This window comes from Pseudescherichia vulneris (assembly GCF_902164725.1).
Taxonomy (GTDB): domain Bacteria; phylum Pseudomonadota; class Gammaproteobacteria; order Enterobacterales; family Enterobacteriaceae; genus Pseudescherichia; species Pseudescherichia vulneris.
This window is the reverse complement of record NZ_LR607338.1, coordinates 1,163,103-1,177,952: the sequence shown is the minus strand read 5'-3', so window position 1 is coordinate 1,177,952 and position 14,850 is coordinate 1,163,103. Positions and strand designations below refer to the sequence as shown.

General features: G+C 58.0%; 15 protein-coding genes. 12 read left to right on the top strand and 3 right to left on the bottom strand.

The genetic code is table 11. The annotated features are described in order from the left end of the window. The first annotated feature begins 128 nt into the window (after positions 1-128). The 5 genes from ugpB to ugpQ all read left to right on the top strand — a co-directional run bounded on the left by ugpB (position 129) and on the right by ugpQ (position 5,098). The gene (ugpB, locus tag FN633_RS04805; protein ID WP_042393197.1) at positions 129-1,445 is read left to right on the top strand and encodes a sn-glycerol-3-phosphate ABC transporter substrate-binding protein UgpB; all 1,317 of its coding nucleotides are present in this window, start codon (positions 129-131) and stop codon (positions 1,443-1,445) included. Positions 1,446-1,551: 106 nt separating this feature from the next. Beyond that, a complete protein-coding gene (gene ugpA / locus FN633_RS04800; protein WP_154056924.1) occupies positions 1,552-2,439 on the top strand; it encodes a sn-glycerol-3-phosphate ABC transporter permease UgpA in 888 nt (295 codons plus the stop codon). Continuing rightward, positions 2,436-3,281, top strand: coding sequence for a sn-glycerol-3-phosphate ABC transporter permease UgpE (ugpE, locus tag FN633_RS04795; protein ID WP_154056923.1), 846 nt, complete (start codon positions 2,436-2,438; stop codon positions 3,279-3,281). Before ugpA ends, ugpE begins: the two co-directional genes overlap by 4 nt. A gap of 6 nt (positions 3,282-3,287) precedes the next feature. After that, positions 3,288-4,361 (top strand): sn-glycerol-3-phosphate import ATP-binding protein UgpC, encoded by a 1,074-nt coding sequence (locus FN633_RS04790; protein WP_154056922.1) that lies wholly within the window; start codon positions 3,288-3,290, stop codon positions 4,359-4,361. Then, the gene (ugpQ, locus tag FN633_RS04785) at positions 4,358-5,098 is read left to right on the top strand and encodes a glycerophosphodiester phosphodiesterase (protein WP_154056921.1); all 741 of its coding nucleotides are present in this window, start codon (positions 4,358-4,360) and stop codon (positions 5,096-5,098) included. The genes FN633_RS04790 and ugpQ overlap by 4 nt, the downstream gene beginning before the upstream one ends. Here the strand turns inward: ugpQ and FN633_RS04780 are convergent. Continuing rightward, positions 5,095-5,460, bottom strand: a complete 366-nt coding sequence (locus FN633_RS04780; RefSeq protein ID WP_154056920.1) for a DUF2756 family protein — start codon at positions 5,458-5,460, stop codon at positions 5,095-5,097. The two genes, ugpQ and FN633_RS04780, sit on opposite strands and share 4 nt — an antisense overlap. A gap of 121 nt (positions 5,461-5,581) precedes the next feature. Here FN633_RS04780 and ggt point away from each other — a divergent pair, with 121 nt between their 5' ends. Next, complete coding sequence (gene ggt, locus FN633_RS04775; protein WP_154058833.1) at positions 5,582-6,958, top strand: gamma-glutamyltransferase; 1,377 nt, start codon at positions 5,582-5,584, stop codon at positions 6,956-6,958. Between the two features lie 38 nt (positions 6,959-6,996). On the opposite strand, the gene yhhY is transcribed toward ggt, so the two are convergent. After that, entirely contained in the window at positions 6,997-7,488 is a 492-nt protein-coding gene (gene yhhY, locus FN633_RS04770) for an N-acetyltransferase (protein WP_154056919.1), read from the bottom strand. A 357-nt stretch (positions 7,489-7,845) separates the two neighbouring features. On the opposite strand from yhhY, the gene FN633_RS04765 reads away from it, so the two are divergent. From FN633_RS04765 to gntU, 5 genes are all read left to right on the top strand, one after another. Beyond that, on the top strand, positions 7,846-8,883 hold the full coding sequence (locus FN633_RS04765) for an oxidoreductase (protein WP_154056918.1): 1,038 nt from the start codon (positions 7,846-7,848) through the stop codon (positions 8,881-8,883). A gap of 122 nt (positions 8,884-9,005) precedes the next feature. After that, complete coding sequence (locus FN633_RS04760) at positions 9,006-9,701, top strand: pirin family protein (protein ID WP_154056917.1); 696 nt, start codon at positions 9,006-9,008, stop codon at positions 9,699-9,701. A 101-nt stretch (positions 9,702-9,802) separates the two neighbouring features. Then, a complete protein-coding gene (gene gntR / locus FN633_RS04755) occupies positions 9,803-10,798 on the top strand; it encodes a gluconate operon transcriptional repressor GntR (RefSeq protein WP_042393178.1) in 996 nt (331 codons plus the stop codon). A 137-nt stretch (positions 10,799-10,935) separates the two neighbouring features. Continuing rightward, the gene (gntK, locus tag FN633_RS04750) at positions 10,936-11,457 is read left to right on the top strand and encodes a gluconokinase (protein WP_154056916.1); all 522 of its coding nucleotides are present in this window, start codon (positions 10,936-10,938) and stop codon (positions 11,455-11,457) included. An 18-nt stretch (positions 11,458-11,475) separates the two neighbouring features. After that, a complete protein-coding gene (gene gntU, locus FN633_RS04745) occupies positions 11,476-12,816 on the top strand; it encodes a gluconate transporter (protein ID WP_042393173.1) in 1,341 nt (446 codons plus the stop codon). Positions 12,817-12,879: 63 nt separating this feature from the next. On the opposite strand, the gene FN633_RS04740 is transcribed toward gntU, so the two are convergent. Next, a complete protein-coding gene (locus FN633_RS04740) occupies positions 12,880-13,473 on the bottom strand; it encodes a YhgN family NAAT transporter (protein ID WP_042393172.1) in 594 nt (197 codons plus the stop codon). A 176-nt stretch (positions 13,474-13,649) separates the two neighbouring features. Here FN633_RS04740 and asd point away from each other — a divergent pair, with 176 nt between their 5' ends. Continuing rightward, positions 13,650-14,756 (top strand): aspartate-semialdehyde dehydrogenase, encoded by a 1,107-nt coding sequence (gene asd, locus FN633_RS04735; RefSeq protein ID WP_042393170.1) that lies wholly within the window; start codon positions 13,650-13,652, stop codon positions 14,754-14,756. The last annotated feature ends 94 nt before the right edge of the window (positions 14,757-14,850 follow it).

Genomic DNA, 14,850 nt, shown 5'->3' with positions numbered 1-14,850 from the left:
CTCTGCCGCCTCCCTGTCATACTTTTGTAAACAAACGGTTATTTTTCTGTCATTTGGGCGTGTCATGTTACTTCGCGAGCACGAAAAGCGTGATATCGCGCATCCGGCACAACAAGAGAGATAACCGAATGACATCGTTACGACATACAGCTTTAGGATTAGCGTTAGGTCTGGCGTTTGCAGGTCAGGCTATGGCAGTGACCACCATTCCGTTCTGGCATTCGATGGAAGGGCAGCTGGGCAAAGAAGTGGACTCCCTGGCGCAGCGTTTTAATGACACCCATCCGGATTACAAAATTGTGCCGGTCTACAAAGGCAACTACGAGCAGAGCCTGAGCGCCGGAATTGCCGCCTTCCGTACCGGTAACGCGCCTGCCATTTTGCAGGTCTATGAAGTCGGCACCGCAACGATGATGGCGTCGAAAGCCATTAAGCCGGTGTATGAAGTGTTCAGCGATGCGGGCATCAAGTTTGACGAGTCGCAGTTTGTGCCGACCGTCTCCGGCTACTATACCGATGCGAAATCAGGCCATCTGCTCTCCCAGCCGTTTAACAGCTCCACTCCGGTGCTCTACTACAACAAAGACGCCTTCAAAAAAGCGGGCTTAGATCCAGAGCAGCCGCCGAAAACCTGGCAGGATCTCGCCGCCTACACCGCGAAGCTGAAAGCAGCCGGCATGAAGTGCGGCTACGCCAGCGGCTGGCAGGGTTGGATCCAGATCGAAAACTTCAGCGCCTGGCACGGTCTGCCGGTCGCTACCAAAAACAACGGCTTTGACGGCACCGACGCCGTGCTGGAGTTCAACAAGCCGGAACAGGTTAAGCACATCGCGATGCTGGCCGATCTGAACAAGAAGGGCGACTTCAGCTACTTCGGGCGCAAGGACGAGTCCACCGAGAAGTTCTATAACGGCGACTGCGCGATCACTACCGCCTCTTCCGGTTCGCTGGCAGATATCCGTCAGTACGCCAAATTTAACTACGGTGTAGGCATGATGCCGTACGACGCCGACGTGAAGGGTGCGCCGCAGAACGCCATCATCGGCGGGGCCAGCCTGTGGGTTATGCAGGGCAAAGATAAGCCGACCTATACCGGCGTCGCGCAGTTCCTTGAGTTCCTGGCGAAGCCGGAAAACGCTGCCGAGTGGCACCAGAAGACCGGCTACCTGCCGATCACCACCGCCGCTTACGATCTGACCCGTGAGCAGGGCTTCTACGACAAGAACCCAGGCGCGGATATCGCGACCCGCCAGATGCTGAACAAGCCGCCGTTGCCGTTCACCAAAGGGCTGCGCCTGGGCAACATGCCGCAGATCCGCACCATCGTGGATGAAGAGTTGGAGTCGGTCTGGACCGGCAAGAAAACCCCGCAGCAGGCGCTGGACAGCGCGGTAGAGCGTGGTAACCAGCTGCTGCGCCGCTTCGAGCAATCCACCAAATCATAACGTGTGAAATGCCGGGTGGCGGCTTCGCTTTACCCGGCCTACAACGAGCACCATGTAGGCCGGATAAGCGGAGCGCCATCCGGCGCTGTTCAGGAATCCAACCTCAATGTCATCATCCCGTCCGGTATTCCGCTCGCGCTGGCTTCCCTATGCGCTGGTCGCGCCGCAGCTGATTATTACCGTTATCTTTTTTATCTGGCCCGCGGGTGAAGCGCTGTGGTACTCGGTGCAGAGCGTCGATCCGTTCGGTCTCTCCAGCCAGTTCGTTGGGCTGGACAACTTTATGGCCCTGCTGCATGACAGCTACTATCTGGACTCCTTCTGGACGACGATAAAGTTCAGCGCGCTAGTGACCTTCTCTGGCCTGCTGGCCTCGCTCTTTTTTGCCGCGCTGGTCGATTACGTGGTGCGCGGCAGCCGCTTCTACCAGACGCTAATGCTGCTGCCCTACGCCGTGGCACCCGCCATCGCCGCCGTGCTGTGGATCTTTCTCTTCAACCCGGGGCGCGGGCTAATTACCCACGCGCTGGAGCAGATTGGCTACAGCTGGAACCACGCTCAGAACAGCGGCCAGGCGATGTTTTTAGTGGTTTTTGCCTCGGTGTGGAAGCAGATCAGCTACAACTTTCTCTTCTTCTTCGCCGCGCTGCAGTCGATTCCCCGCTCGCTGGTGGAGGCCGCCGCCATTGACGGTGCCGGACCGGTGCGTCGCTTCTTCCAGCTCTCGCTGCCGCTGATCGCCCCCGTCAGCTTCTTTCTGCTGGTGGTCAATCTGGTGTATGCCTTCTTCGACACCTTCCCGGTGATCGATGCCGCCACCGCCGGTGGGCCGGTACAGGCCACCACCACGCTGATCTACAAAATCTACCGGGAAGGCTTTGCCGGGCTGGATCTCTCTGCCTCTGCCGCCCAGTCGGTGGTGCTGATGCTGCTGGTGATCGTCCTGACGGTGGTCCAGTTCCGCTACGTCGAGAGTAAGGTGCGCTATCAATGATTGAAAACCGACGCGGGCTGACAATCTTCAGCCATGTGATGCTGATCCTCGGCATCGCTGCCATTCTCTTCCCGCTCTACGTCGCCTTTGTGGCGGCCACGCTGGACAACCGGGCGGTGTTCGAGACGCCGATGACCCTGATCCCCGGCAGCCACCTGCTGGATAACCTGAAGACCATCTGGCTGCAGGGCGTGGGAGCCAACAGCGCGCCGTTTTGGCTGCTGCTGCTCAACAGCTTCATCATGGCCTTTAGCATCACGGTAGGGAAGATTGCGGTCTCGATGCTCTCTGCTTTTGCCATCGTCTGGTTCCGTTTCCCGCTGCGCAATCTCTTTTTCTGGATGATATTTATCACCCTGATGCTGCCGGTAGAGGTGCGTATCTTCCCGACGGTGGAGGTGATCGCCAACCTGAAGATGCTCGACAGCTACACCGGCCTGACCCTGCCCCTGATGGCCTCCGCCACCGCGACCTTCCTGTTCCGCCAGTTCTTTATGACCCTGCCGGACGAGCTGATCGAGGCCGCGCGTATTGACGGCGCATCGCCGATGCGCTTTTTCCGCGACATCGTGCTGCCGCTGTCGAAAACCAACCTTGCGGCGCTGTTTGTCATCACCTTTATCTACGGGTGGAACCAGTACCTGTGGCCGCTGTTGATCGTCAGCGACGTCAACCTGGGCACCGCCGTGGCGGGAATTAAAGGGATGATTGCTACCGGGGAGGGGACTACCCAGTGGAACCAGGTGATGGCGGCGATGCTGCTGACCCTCATTCCCCCCGTCATTATCGTATTAGCCATGCAGCGTGCCTTTGTGCGTGGTTTAGTGGACAGTGAGAAATAACAAAATATGGCCGGATTAAAACTACAGGCAGTAAGCAAAAGCTGGGACGGCGGCAAGACCCAGGTGATCCAACCCCTGACGCTGGACGTGTCGGACGGTGAATTTATTGTCATGGTCGGCCCCTCCGGCTGCGGCAAGTCGACCCTGCTGCGGATGGTGGCCGGACTTGAGCGGGTCACCAGCGGCGACGTCTGGATCGATCGCCAGCGGGTGACCGAGATGGAGCCGAAGGAGCGCGGCATTGCCATGGTGTTCCAGAACTATGCCCTCTACCCCCATATGAGCGTGGAAGAGAATATGGCATGGGGGTTAAAAATTCGCGGCATGGGTAAAGCGCACATCGCCGAGCGGGTCAAAGAGGCAGCGCGTATTCTGGAGCTGGATAGCCTGCTGAAGCGCCGTCCGCGCGAGCTTTCCGGCGGCCAGCGTCAGCGCGTGGCGATGGGCCGGGCGATTGTCCGCGATCCCGCCGTCTTTCTGTTTGATGAGCCGCTCTCCAACCTCGACGCCAAGCTGCGCGTCCAGATGCGTCTCGAACTCCAGCAGCTGCACCGTCGCCTGAAGACTACGTCGCTCTACGTCACCCACGATCAGGTGGAAGCCATGACTCTGGCGCAGCGGGTGATGGTGATGAACAAGGGCGTGGCGGAGCAGATCGGCACCCCGGTGGAAGTGTATGAGAAACCGGCCAGCCGCTTTGTGGCGAGCTTTATCGGCAGTCCGGCGATGAACTTGCTGGACGGGCGCATCAGCACCTCCGGGGATCACTTTGAGCTCGACAGTGGTATGGCTCTGCCCATCAACTGGTACTACCGTGGCTACGCCGGGCGCAAGATGACGCTGGGTATCCGCCCGGAGCATATTACGCTAAGCTCACAATCCGCAGGCGGCATCCCGCTGGTGATGGATACGCTGGAGATGCTGGGGGCGGATAACCTGGCCCACGGCCGCTGGGGCGAGCAAAAGCTGGTGGTGCGGCTGCCGCATCACGATCGCCCGGCACCGGGCAGCACGCTGTGGCTGAACATGCCCGAGAGCCACCTGCACCTTTTTGATGGTGAAACAGGACAACGTATATGAGCCACTGGCCTTACCCCGCTGTTGTCGCCCATCGCGGCGGCGGCAAGCTGGCCCCGGAGAATACCCTCGCGGGCATCGATACCGGCGCACGCCTCGGTCACACCATGATCGAGTTTGACGTTAAGCTCTCCCGCGACGGGGAGATCTTCCTGCTGCACGACGATAACCTGGAGCGCACCAGCAACGGCTGGGGCGTGGCGGGCGATCTGCCCTGGAGCGATCTGCTGAAGGTAGATGCGGGGAGCTGGTTTAGCGGCGCGTTCAAGGGCGAGCCGCTGCCGCTGTTATCGCAGGTGGCGGATCGCTGCCGCCAGCACGGCATGATGGCGAACATTGAGATCAAGCCGACCACCGGCACCGGGCCGCTAACGGGAAAAACGGTGGCGCTGGCGGCGCGGGCGCTCTGGCAGGGCATGACGCCGCCGCTGCTCTCCTCATTTGACATTGATGCCCTGGAGGCCGCGCAACAGGCGGCCCCGGAGCTGCCGCGCGGTCTGCTGCTGGACGCATGGCGTGATGATTGGCGCGTGCTGACGGAGCGCCTCGGCTGCGTCTCGTTGCACCTCAACCATAAGCTGCTGGATGAGCAGCGCACGGCAGAGATCAAAGCCGCCGGGCTGCATATTCTGGTCTACACCGTCAACCAGCCCCAGCGTGCGGCGGAACTGCTACGCTGGGGCGTCGACTGCATCTGTACCGATCGCATCGACACTATTGGCCCGGATTTTCAGCCCTAAGGACTCATCGTCTTCAGGGGAATAGTGGGCTGCGGCGTGCCGGACGGGTTTAGCATGCTGCCGCTAGTGTTGGGTAACAGCTGTTCGCGGCTGTTATCCAGCCTGCCCGGCTGCGAATCCAGCATGCGCTGGGAGTTGTTATTGATCTGCGACTCCAGGTGCTGCTGCTGTATGCGCGTCTGGGTCTGAAGCTGCTGGTTCAGCATGCCTTTCTGCTGGCTTTGCTGATTCAGCATCTGGGTCTGCATCCGCTGCTGGCTGGGAATTTGATACCCCGGCTGGTTCGGGTTATTCATGGTATTGATCGGCTGCGCGAAAGCACTAAGCGGCAGCAGTATGGCCAGAGATAAGAGGCGTTTCATCGTTATTCCTCCTGTAGGTGGATCCGTTAAGTTTACTTGCTTAGCGCAAAGTCTGTGCGTTTTTTAGCGTTGTGAACCAGGATTAAGCAGCAATATCAGCCATTTTTCCTGGAGAATAATGATGAGTAAGCCTAAGTTTGCGCGCTGGGCCGCTATCGCGGCGCTGGTCGCCGGAAGCTGTTTTGGCGCGGTCGCCGCGCCGCAGCCGGAAGCGCCCCCCGTCTCCTACGGCGTTGAAGCCGATACCTTCCACCCGGTGCGCGAGCAGCAGGGGATGGTCGCATCAGTAGATGCCGCCGCGACCCGCGTGGGTGTTGATATTTTAAAGCAGGGCGGTAACGCGGTGGATGCTGCCGTGGCGGTGGGCTACGCGCTGGCGGTGACCCACCCGCAGGCCGGGAACCTCGGCGGCGGCGGGTTTATGCTGCTGCGTACCAAAGATGGGGCCACTACCGCCATCGACTTCCGTGAGATGGCCCCAGCCCAGGCCAGCCGGGATATGTTCCTCGACGACCAGGGCAACCCCGACAGTAAAAAATCTCTGACCTCTCATCTGGCGGCCTACCGGGCGGTAGAGCGCACTCCCATCAGCGGCGACTACCGGGGTTATCAGGTCTTCTCCATGCCACCGCCCTCCTCAGGCGGGATCCACATCGTGCAGATCCTCAATATTCTTGAAAACTTTGACCTGGCGAAATATGGCTTTGGCAGCGCGGACGCCATGCAGGTGATGGCCGAGGCAGAGAAGTACGCCTACGCCGACCGCTCGGAGTATCTTGGCGACCCGGACTTTGTCAAAGTGCCGTGGCAGGCGCTGACCAATAAAGAGTATGCCAAATCTATTGCCCAGCAGATCGACGTCAACAAGGCGAAGCCGTCGAGCCAGATCCGCCCCGGCAAGCTAGAGCCGTACGAGAGCAACCAGACCACCCACTTCTCGGTGGTGGATAAAGAGGGCAACGCGGTAGCGGTGACCTATACCCTGAATACCGTCTTTGGCACGGGGATTGTGGCGGGCAACACCGGCATTCTGCTTAACAACGAGATGGATGACTTCTCGGCCAAGCCGGGCGTGCCGAACGTGTATGGCCTGGTGGGTGGCGATGCCAACGCCGTGGGGGCCAACAAGCGTCCGCTTTCGTCGATGTCGCCAACCATCGTCGTTAAAGACGGTAAGACCTGGCTAGTCACCGGCAGTCCAGGCGGGAGCCGAATTATCACGACCGTGCTGCAAATGGTGGTCAACAGCATCGATTTTAAAATGAACGTCGCCGAAGCGACGAATGCTCCGCGCTTCCATCATCAGTGGCTGCCGGACGAGCTGCGCGTGGAGAAGGGCTTTAGTCCGGATACGCTGAAAATACTGGAGCAGAAGGGACAGAAAGTGGCGCTGAAGGAGGCGATGGGCAGCACCCAGAGCATCATGGTGGGTGAAGATGGGGCCCTGTATGGCGCGTCCGATCCGCGTTCGGTGGATGACTTAACGGCGGGGTACTGATTTGTTTGCCGGGTGGCGCTGTGTCACCCGGCAATGTCTTATTTTTTCATCCGTGCCATAAAGTGGGAATCCACCAGCTCACCATTGCGCAGAGCGTACTTTCTGGCGGTGCCTTCGATCTCAAAGCCATGCTTGCGATAGAGCGCGATAGCGGCTTCGTTATCGGCATATACCGACAGTTCGATGCGCTCGATGCGCAGCCAGTTCTCGCAAACATCAATCATGGCTTTCATCAGGGCGCTGGCGACGCCCCGCTGGCGAAAGGCGGGCGAGACGGCAAGACCAAACTCTGCCGCGTGGCTGCGGCGCGGATTCTGCTCTACGCTGATGCCAATATGTCCGGCCACTTCCCCATCAATGGTGGCGACTAACATACGGTGGCCGGGCCGGGGCTTAACGCGCTCCTGCCAAAGCTCCTGAGAGGGGTAGGGTAGCTGTAGTAGATGGTGATACATCTCCGGCTGCGCTGACATCAGGCGTAATGGCTCGGCATCGCGGGCTTCGACGTGGCGTATCACTATCTCACTCATTTTCCTCTATCCTCAGTTAGTTAACTCTCCCCTCCAACATCCGGTAATTCAAAATTTTCGTCAACTGCCATTTTTTGCAAAAAGTATTAGACAAGTGCGAATGATAATGATTATTATTGCTATGCGTTCAGGGGATGCTACGGTGAACCTGAAAGCACGACATTGCTCACATTGCTTCCAGTATTAATTTAGCCAGCCTATGCTGGCTTTTTTTTTATCTTTGGCCTGGCTGCGCCGCTAACGGTTGAGGGTTCATTGCGGGTGTTGTAGGCCCGATAAGCGCAGCGCCATCGGGCGTGTTGCCGGGCTCCACTTTGCGCTATGGTTATGGGCACTGTTTTAAAAAAGAGGTGACCCATGACTCTGCACTGCGCATTTATCGGCTTTGGTAAAAGCACCACCCGCTACCATCTTCCCTATGTTCTCAATCGCAAAGCGAGCTGGCACGTGGCGCATATCTTCCGCCGCCATCCCAAGCCGGAAGAGCAGTATCCTCAGTATCAGCATATCCACTTCACCAGCGATCTCGACGAGGTCCTTAACGATCCGCAGGTGAAGCTGGTGATCGTCTGTACCCATGCCGATAGCCACTTTGAGTACGCAAAGCGCGCCCTCGAGGCGGGTAAAAACGTGCTGGTAGAGAAGCCCTTTACCCCTTCGATGGCCGAAGCCATTACCCTGTTCGAGCTGGCAAAAAGCAAAGGTCTCACCGTTACCCCGTACCAGAACCGTCGCTTTGACAGCTGCTTCCTGACGGCAAAGAAAGCCATAGAGAGCGGCAAGCTGGGTGAGATTGTCGAAATTGAGAGCCACATCGACTACTTCCGTCCGGTAGCTGAGACCAAACCGGGCCTGCCGCAGGACGGGATGTTCTTTGGCCTCGGCGTGCATACCCTGGATCAGATCATCTCCCTGTTTGGTCGCCCGGACCATGTCTCCTATGACATCCGCAGCCTGCGCAATAAGGCCAACCCAGACGACACCTTTGAGGCGCAGCTCTTCTACGGCGATTTGAAGGCCATTGTGAAGACCAGCCACTATGTCAAAATCGACTACCCGAAATTTATTGTCCACGGCACCCGCGGCTCGTTTATCAAGTACGGGATTGACCAGCAGGAGACCAGCCTGAAGGCCAATATTATGCCGGGCGAGGCAGGATTTGCTGCCGACAACACGCTGGCAACGCTGGAGTACCTCAACGACGCCGGAGAGACGGTGCGTGAAGAGTGGCAGCCGGAGCCAGGCGACTATGGCCTCGTCTACGACGCCCTCTATGCCACCCTGACGGAAGGGGCAGAAAACTACGTCAAGGAATCTGAGGTGTTAACCAACCTTGAGATCCTCGAACGCGGGTTTGAGCAGGCGGCACCCGCCACGGTAACCCTCGCAAAATAAGGCTTTTTGCTGTTTCATAAGTTGTTCATAATTTTTGAACAGAGGAGTCAATTTTCACCCTCTATCATCCTGAGTCGATCGGGTACACACTTACTCCATCGAAAACAGACGGGGGTGAAAAAATGATTTTCTTACGCAAAGCAAACGAACGTGGTCACGCAAATCATGGTTGGCTGGACTCATGGCATACCTTCTCTTTTGCCAACTACTATGATGCAAATTTTATGGGTTTCTCTGCGCTGCGCGTCATTAACGACGACGTGATCGACGCAGGCCAGGGCTTCGGTACCCATCCCCATAAAGATATGGAGATCCTGACCTACGTGCTGGAAGGCGTCGTTGAGCATCAGGACAGCATGGGTAACAAAGAGCAGGTGCCTGCCGGTGAGTTCCAGATCATGAGCGCCGGAACCGGGGTACGCCACTCTGAGTACAACCCGAGCGAAACCGAGCGTCTGCACCTGTATCAAATCTGGATCATTCCAGAAAAAACCGGCATCGCGCCGCGCTATGAGCAGCGCCGCTTTGACGCCGCCCAGGGCCGCCAGCTGGTGCTCTCGCCGGATGCCCGGGACGGATCGCTGAAGGTTAACCAGGATATGGAGCTCTCCCGCTGGGCGCTGCTGAAAGACGAGCAGGGGGATTACCAGATTGCTGACGGTCGCAAGGTCTGGATCCAGGTCGTGAAGGGCAGTGTCTCTATCAATGGCACAAAAGCCACCACTGCCGACGGGCTGGCCATCTGGGACGAGCAGGCGCTGTCGATTCACGCAGACAGCGACAGTGAAATCCTGCTGTTCGACCTGCCGCCGGTATGATGTGTTAAATAAAGTGCGCCACCTCTCCTTATCAGCGGGGAGGTTGCGCCTGCGTCGTGGTAAACTAAAACAATATTTTCCCGTTTACCCCGCTCAGGACGATGAAAAAGAAAAGACCCGTACTTCAGGACGTTGCAGATCGCGTTGGCGTGACCAAAATGACCGTCAGCCGTTTTTTACGCAACCCGGAGCAAGTCTCCGTGGCGCTGCGTGGCAAAATCGCAGCGGTGCTGGACGAGCTGGGCTACATTCCTAATCGCGCACCTGACATCCTCTCTAACGCCACCAGCCGCGCTATCGGCGTGCTGCTTCCCTCGCTGACTAACCAGGTATTCGCTGAAGTGCTGCGCGGCGTCGAAAGCGTCACCGATGCCCACGGCTACCAGACCATGCTGGCCCACTACGGCTACAAGCCAGAGATGGAGGAGGAGCGGCTGGAGTCCATGCTGTCGTGGAACATTGACGGCCTGATCCTTACCGAGCGTAGCCATACGGCGCGCACCCTAAAGATGATTGAGGTGGCGGGGATCCCGGTGGTGGAGCTGATGGACAGCTGCTCGCCGTGTCTCGACATTGCCGTCGGCTTTGATAACTTCGATGCTGCCCGCCAGATGACCGCAGCCATTGTGGCGCGCGGCCATCACCACGTCGCCTATCTGGGTGCACGTCTCGACGAACGTACTATCATCAAACAGCAGGGGTATGAGCAGGCGATGCGCGATGCGGGCCTGACGCCGTACAGCGTGATGATGGAGCAGTCCTCGTCATACTCATCGGGCATTGAACTGATGCGCCAGGCGCGCCGCGAATATCCGCAGCTCAACGGTATTTTTTGTACCAACGATGACCTTGCGGTAGGGGCGGCGTTCGAGTGCCAGCGTTTAGGGTTGAAAATTCCGGATGACATGGCGATTGCCGGTTTCCACGGCCATGATATTGGCCAGGTGATGGAGCCTCAGCTGGCGAGCGTGCTGACGCCGCGTGAGCGCATGGGCCGCATTGGTGCCGAGCGCCTGCTAGCCCGCATTCGCGGTGAGGTGGTGACGCCAAAAATGTTAGATTTAGGTTTCACATTGTCACCAGGTGGATCTATTTAGTCTGACAAATTTGAAGTAGCTCACACTTATTCACTTCGGAGAGTGCGGCTTATTGCTTCTCACTAGCCCCGGCAGGAAAATGTTACCGATAACTGTTACCCGTAACAATCTACCTTTTGTCTCTGTGGGAGCGACCTTTGAGCACGACTAATCACGATCACCACGTTTATGTCCTGATGGGCGTATCCGGCAGTGGAAAATCCGCCGTTGCCAGCGAAGTGGCCTATCAGCTGCATGCCGCGTTCCTGGATGGCGATTTCCTGCATCCGCGCAGCAACATCACCAAAATGGCCGCTGGCGAGCCACTAAACGATGACGACCGCAAGCCCTGGCTGCAGGCACTGAACGATGCCGCCTTCGCTATGCAGCGCACCAACAAAGTGTCGCTGATCGTCTGCTCCGCGCTGAAAAAGAGCTATCGCGATCTGCTGCGTGACGGCAACCCGAACCTCTCCTTTATCTACCTGAAGGGGGATTTCGACGTGATCGAAGCCCGTCTCAAGGCACGTAAAGGCCACTTCTTCAAGACGCAGATGCTGGTAACCCAGTTTGACGCGCTGCAAGAGCCGGGTGCGGACGAGAACGACGTATTAATTGTGGATATCGACCAGCCGCTCAACGGCGTCGTAGCCAGCACTATTGATGTGATTAATAAATAAAAAAACTAAGGCTGTACAGTGGGTACTTTAACGCTTGTTTTGACAGCGGTCGGCTCGGTTTTGCTGCTGCTGTTTTTAGTGATGAAGGCACGTCTTCACGCCTTCATTGCTTTGATGGTGGTTTCTATTGGCGCTGGGTTGTTTTCTGGAATGCCGCTCGACGCCATTGCTAAAACCATGGAAAAAGGCATGGGCGGCACGCTGGGCTTCCTCGCGATAGTGGTCGCGTTGGGGGCCATGTTCGGCAAAATTCTGCATGAGACCGGCGCGGTGGATCAGATCGCGGTCAAGATGCTGAAATCCTTTGGCCACAGCCGGGCGCACTATGCCATCGGCCTTGCGGGTCTGATCTGTGCGCTGCCGCTCTTCTTTGAGGTCGCGATTGTGCTGCTGATCAGCGTCGCCTTCTCTATGGCGCGCCATACGGGCACTAACCTGGTGAAGCTGGTTATTCCGCTCTTTGCCGGGGTGGCGGCGGCGGCAGCCTTCCTGCTGCCGGGGCCTGCACCCATGCTGCTGGCGTCCCAGATGCACGCCGACTTTGGCTGGATGATCCTGATCGGCCTCTGCGCGGCGATCCCAGGCATGCTGATTGCCGGGCCGCTGTGGGGTAACTTTATCAGCCGCTACGTTGAGCTGCATATTCCAGATGACATCAGCGAGCCGCATCTCGGCGAAGGCAAGATGCCGTCGTTCGGCTTCAGCCTGGCCCTGATCCTGCTGCCGCTGGTGCTGGTCGGCCTGAAAACCATCGCCGCCCGCTTCGTTGAGCAGGGCTCTACGCTCTACGAGTGGCTGGAGTTTATCGGCCATCCGTTCACCGCCATCCTGGTGGCGTGCCTGGTGGCCATCTACGGTCTGGCGTATCGTCAGGGCATGGCGAAAGACAAAGTGATGGCGATCTGCGGTACGGCGCTGCAGCCTGCGGGCATTATTCTGCTGGTGATCGGTGCAGGCGGCGTCTTTAAGCAGGTGCTGGTGGATTCCGGCGTGGGCCCGGCCCTGGGCGAAGCGTTGACCGGCATGGGCCTGCCCATCGCGATTACCTGCTTCGTGCTGGCCGCAGCGGTGCGTATTATTCAGGGATCGGCGACGGTGGCCTGCTTAACCGCAGTGGGTCTGGTGATGCCGGTGATTGAGCAGCTGCACTTCTCCGGCGCGCAGATGGCTGCGCTGTCGATCTGTATCGCGGGCGGCTCTATCGTCGTCAGCCACGTCAACGACGCAGGCTTCTGGCTGTTCGGTAAGTTTACCGGCGCAACCGAAGGGCAGACGCTGAAGACGTGGACGATGATGGAAACTATCCTCGGCACCACGGGCGCGATTGTCGGGATGATTGCCTTCTCGCTGCTGAGTTAATGGTCAATATGCCCGGTGGCGCGTCGCTTACCGGGCCTACAGTTTCAATGCACGCTTAAATGATTACCCCTTCATCCACACCCGAATGCCGTCCAGGAACATCTGGGTTGCCAGCATTACCAGCACCAGCCCCATCAGGCGCTCCAGCGCGTTAACCCCTTTCTCGCCAAGCAGGCGTAAAAACAGCGTCGACTGCAGAAGGATCGCCACCGTGCCGCCCCACGCCAGCATCAGGGCGATCACCAGATGGCCCATCTGGTTAGGGTACTGGTGCGACAGCAGCATGAGCGTGGCGAGCAGGGTGGGGCCCGCCACCAGCGGGATCGCCAGCGGTACAATAAACGGCTCTTCACCCGCGGGCATGCCGTAGCTGCCACCCTCGGGGCTGGGGAAGATCATCTTAATGGCGATTAAAAACAGGATGATGCCGCCGGAAATAGAGACGGTCTCGGCGCGCAGGTTAAGGAACGAAAGGATCTTCTCGCCGGCAAAAAGGAAAATCAGCATCAGCAGCAGGGCAATTAGCAGCTCGCGGATCATAATCGCCCGGCGGCGCTTTGGTTCCGTGTGCTTCAGCACCGACATAAAGATAGGCAGGTTGCCAAGCGGATCCATAATCAGGATCAACAGCACCGCGATGGAGAGAATATCATTCATTGCTTCGTTTCCCTGAGGCACGCCCTAAATGGCCGCTGATAAGCGCTATTTCTGACGGCGACACTATCATTGATTAATTTCACTTGCGACTTTAGCTGCATTTTGTAATGTGTGAGGTATACCAGTAAAAAGATCTGGATCGCTCATACAGCACACACCTCTGCAGGAAATACGCTATGAAAAATGTTGGTTTTATCGGCTGGCGCGGAATGGTCGGCTCTGTCCTCATGCAACGCATGGTAGAAGAGCGCGATTTCGATGCCATTCGCCCCGTCTTCTTCTCTACGTCCCAGCTTGGCCAGCCAGCACCGACCTTCGGTACAGGCGCGGCAGGCACGCTGCAGGACGCATTTGATCTGGAGGCGCTGAAGGCACTCGACATTATTGTCACCTGCCAGGGCGGCGATTATACCAATGAAATCTATCCAAAGCTTCGTGAAAGCGGCTGGCAGGGCTACTGGATCGACGCGGCCTCCTCGCTGCGCATGAAAGATGACGCCATCATCATTCTCGACCCGGTGAACCAGGACGTCATTACCCAGGGCCTGAACAGCGGTGTGAAAACCTTTGTCGGCGGAAACTGTACGGTCAGCCTGATGCTGATGTCGCTGGGTGGCCTGTTTGCCGAGAACCTGGTGGATTGGGTTTCGGTTGCTACTTACCAGGCGGCCTCCGGCGGCGGCGCGCGCCATATGCGTGAGCTGCTGGCGCAGATGGGCCAGCTGCACAGCCACGTTGCGGGCGAGCTGGCGGATCCGGCCTCGGCTATCCTCGATATCGAGCGGAAGGTCACTACGCTCTCTCGTAGCGGCGAGCTGCCGGTTGATAACTTCGGCGTACCGCTGGCGGGCAGCCTGATCCCGTGGATTGATAAGCAGCTTGATAACGGTCAGAGCCGTGAAGAGTGGAAGGGCCAGGCGGAAACCAACAAGATCCTCAATACCGATCTGGTTATTCCGGTGGATGGCCTCTGCGTGCGCGTGGGCGCGCTGCGCTGCCACAGCCAGGCCTTTACCATCAAGCTGAAAAAAGATGTCTCTATCCCGACCGTGGAGTCTCTGCTGGCGGCCCACAATCAATGGGCGAAAGTGGTGCCGAACGACCGTGAGATCACCATGCGTGAGCTAACGCCGGCAGCGGTAACCGGCACGCTGACCACCCCGGTTGGCCGTCTGCGCAAGCTTAACATGGGGCCGGAGTATCTCTCCGCCTTTACCGTCGGCGATCAGCTCCTGTGGGGAGCCGCCGAGCCGCTACGGCGAATGCTGCGCCAGCTGGCGTAACGATCACTGTTTATGAGGAGGTGCAACGTCACCTCCTTTTTTTTGCACATTTTTTGTGAATAAACACAACGACAATTTTGGTAAATACATTATG

What these genes read in the sequence shown, in the direction of transcription:
- ugpB (WP_042393197.1), top strand. Translation starts at nt 129, where the DNA reads ATGACATCGTTACGACATACAGCTTTAGGATTAGCGTTAGGTCTGGCG.
- ugpA (WP_154056924.1), top strand. Translation starts at nt 1,552, where the DNA reads ATGTCATCATCCCGTCCGGTATTCCGCTCGCGCTGGCTTCCCTATGCG.
- ugpE (WP_154056923.1), top strand. Translation starts at nt 2,436, where the DNA reads ATGATTGAAAACCGACGCGGGCTGACAATCTTCAGCCATGTGATGCTG.
- FN633_RS04790 (WP_154056922.1), top strand. Translation starts at nt 3,288, where the DNA reads ATGGCCGGATTAAAACTACAGGCAGTAAGCAAAAGCTGGGACGGCGGC.
- ugpQ (WP_154056921.1), top strand. Translation starts at nt 4,358, where the DNA reads ATGAGCCACTGGCCTTACCCCGCTGTTGTCGCCCATCGCGGCGGCGGC.
- FN633_RS04780 (WP_154056920.1), bottom strand. Translation starts at nt 5,460, where the DNA reads ATGAAACGCCTCTTATCTCTGGCCATACTGCTGCCGCTTAGTGCTTTC.
- ggt (WP_154058833.1), top strand. Translation starts at nt 5,582, where the DNA reads ATGAGTAAGCCTAAGTTTGCGCGCTGGGCCGCTATCGCGGCGCTGGTC.
- yhhY (WP_154056919.1), bottom strand. Translation starts at nt 7,488, where the DNA reads ATGAGTGAGATAGTGATACGCCACGTCGAAGCCCGCGATGCCGAGCCA.
- FN633_RS04765 (WP_154056918.1), top strand. Translation starts at nt 7,846, where the DNA reads ATGACTCTGCACTGCGCATTTATCGGCTTTGGTAAAAGCACCACCCGC.
- FN633_RS04760 (WP_154056917.1), top strand. Translation starts at nt 9,006, where the DNA reads ATGATTTTCTTACGCAAAGCAAACGAACGTGGTCACGCAAATCATGGT.
- gntR (WP_042393178.1), top strand. Translation starts at nt 9,803, where the DNA reads ATGAAAAAGAAAAGACCCGTACTTCAGGACGTTGCAGATCGCGTTGGC.
- FN633_RS04740 (WP_042393172.1), bottom strand. Translation starts at nt 13,473, where the DNA reads ATGAATGATATTCTCTCCATCGCGGTGCTGTTGATCCTGATTATGGAT.
- asd (WP_042393170.1), top strand. Translation starts at nt 13,650, where the DNA reads ATGAAAAATGTTGGTTTTATCGGCTGGCGCGGAATGGTCGGCTCTGTC.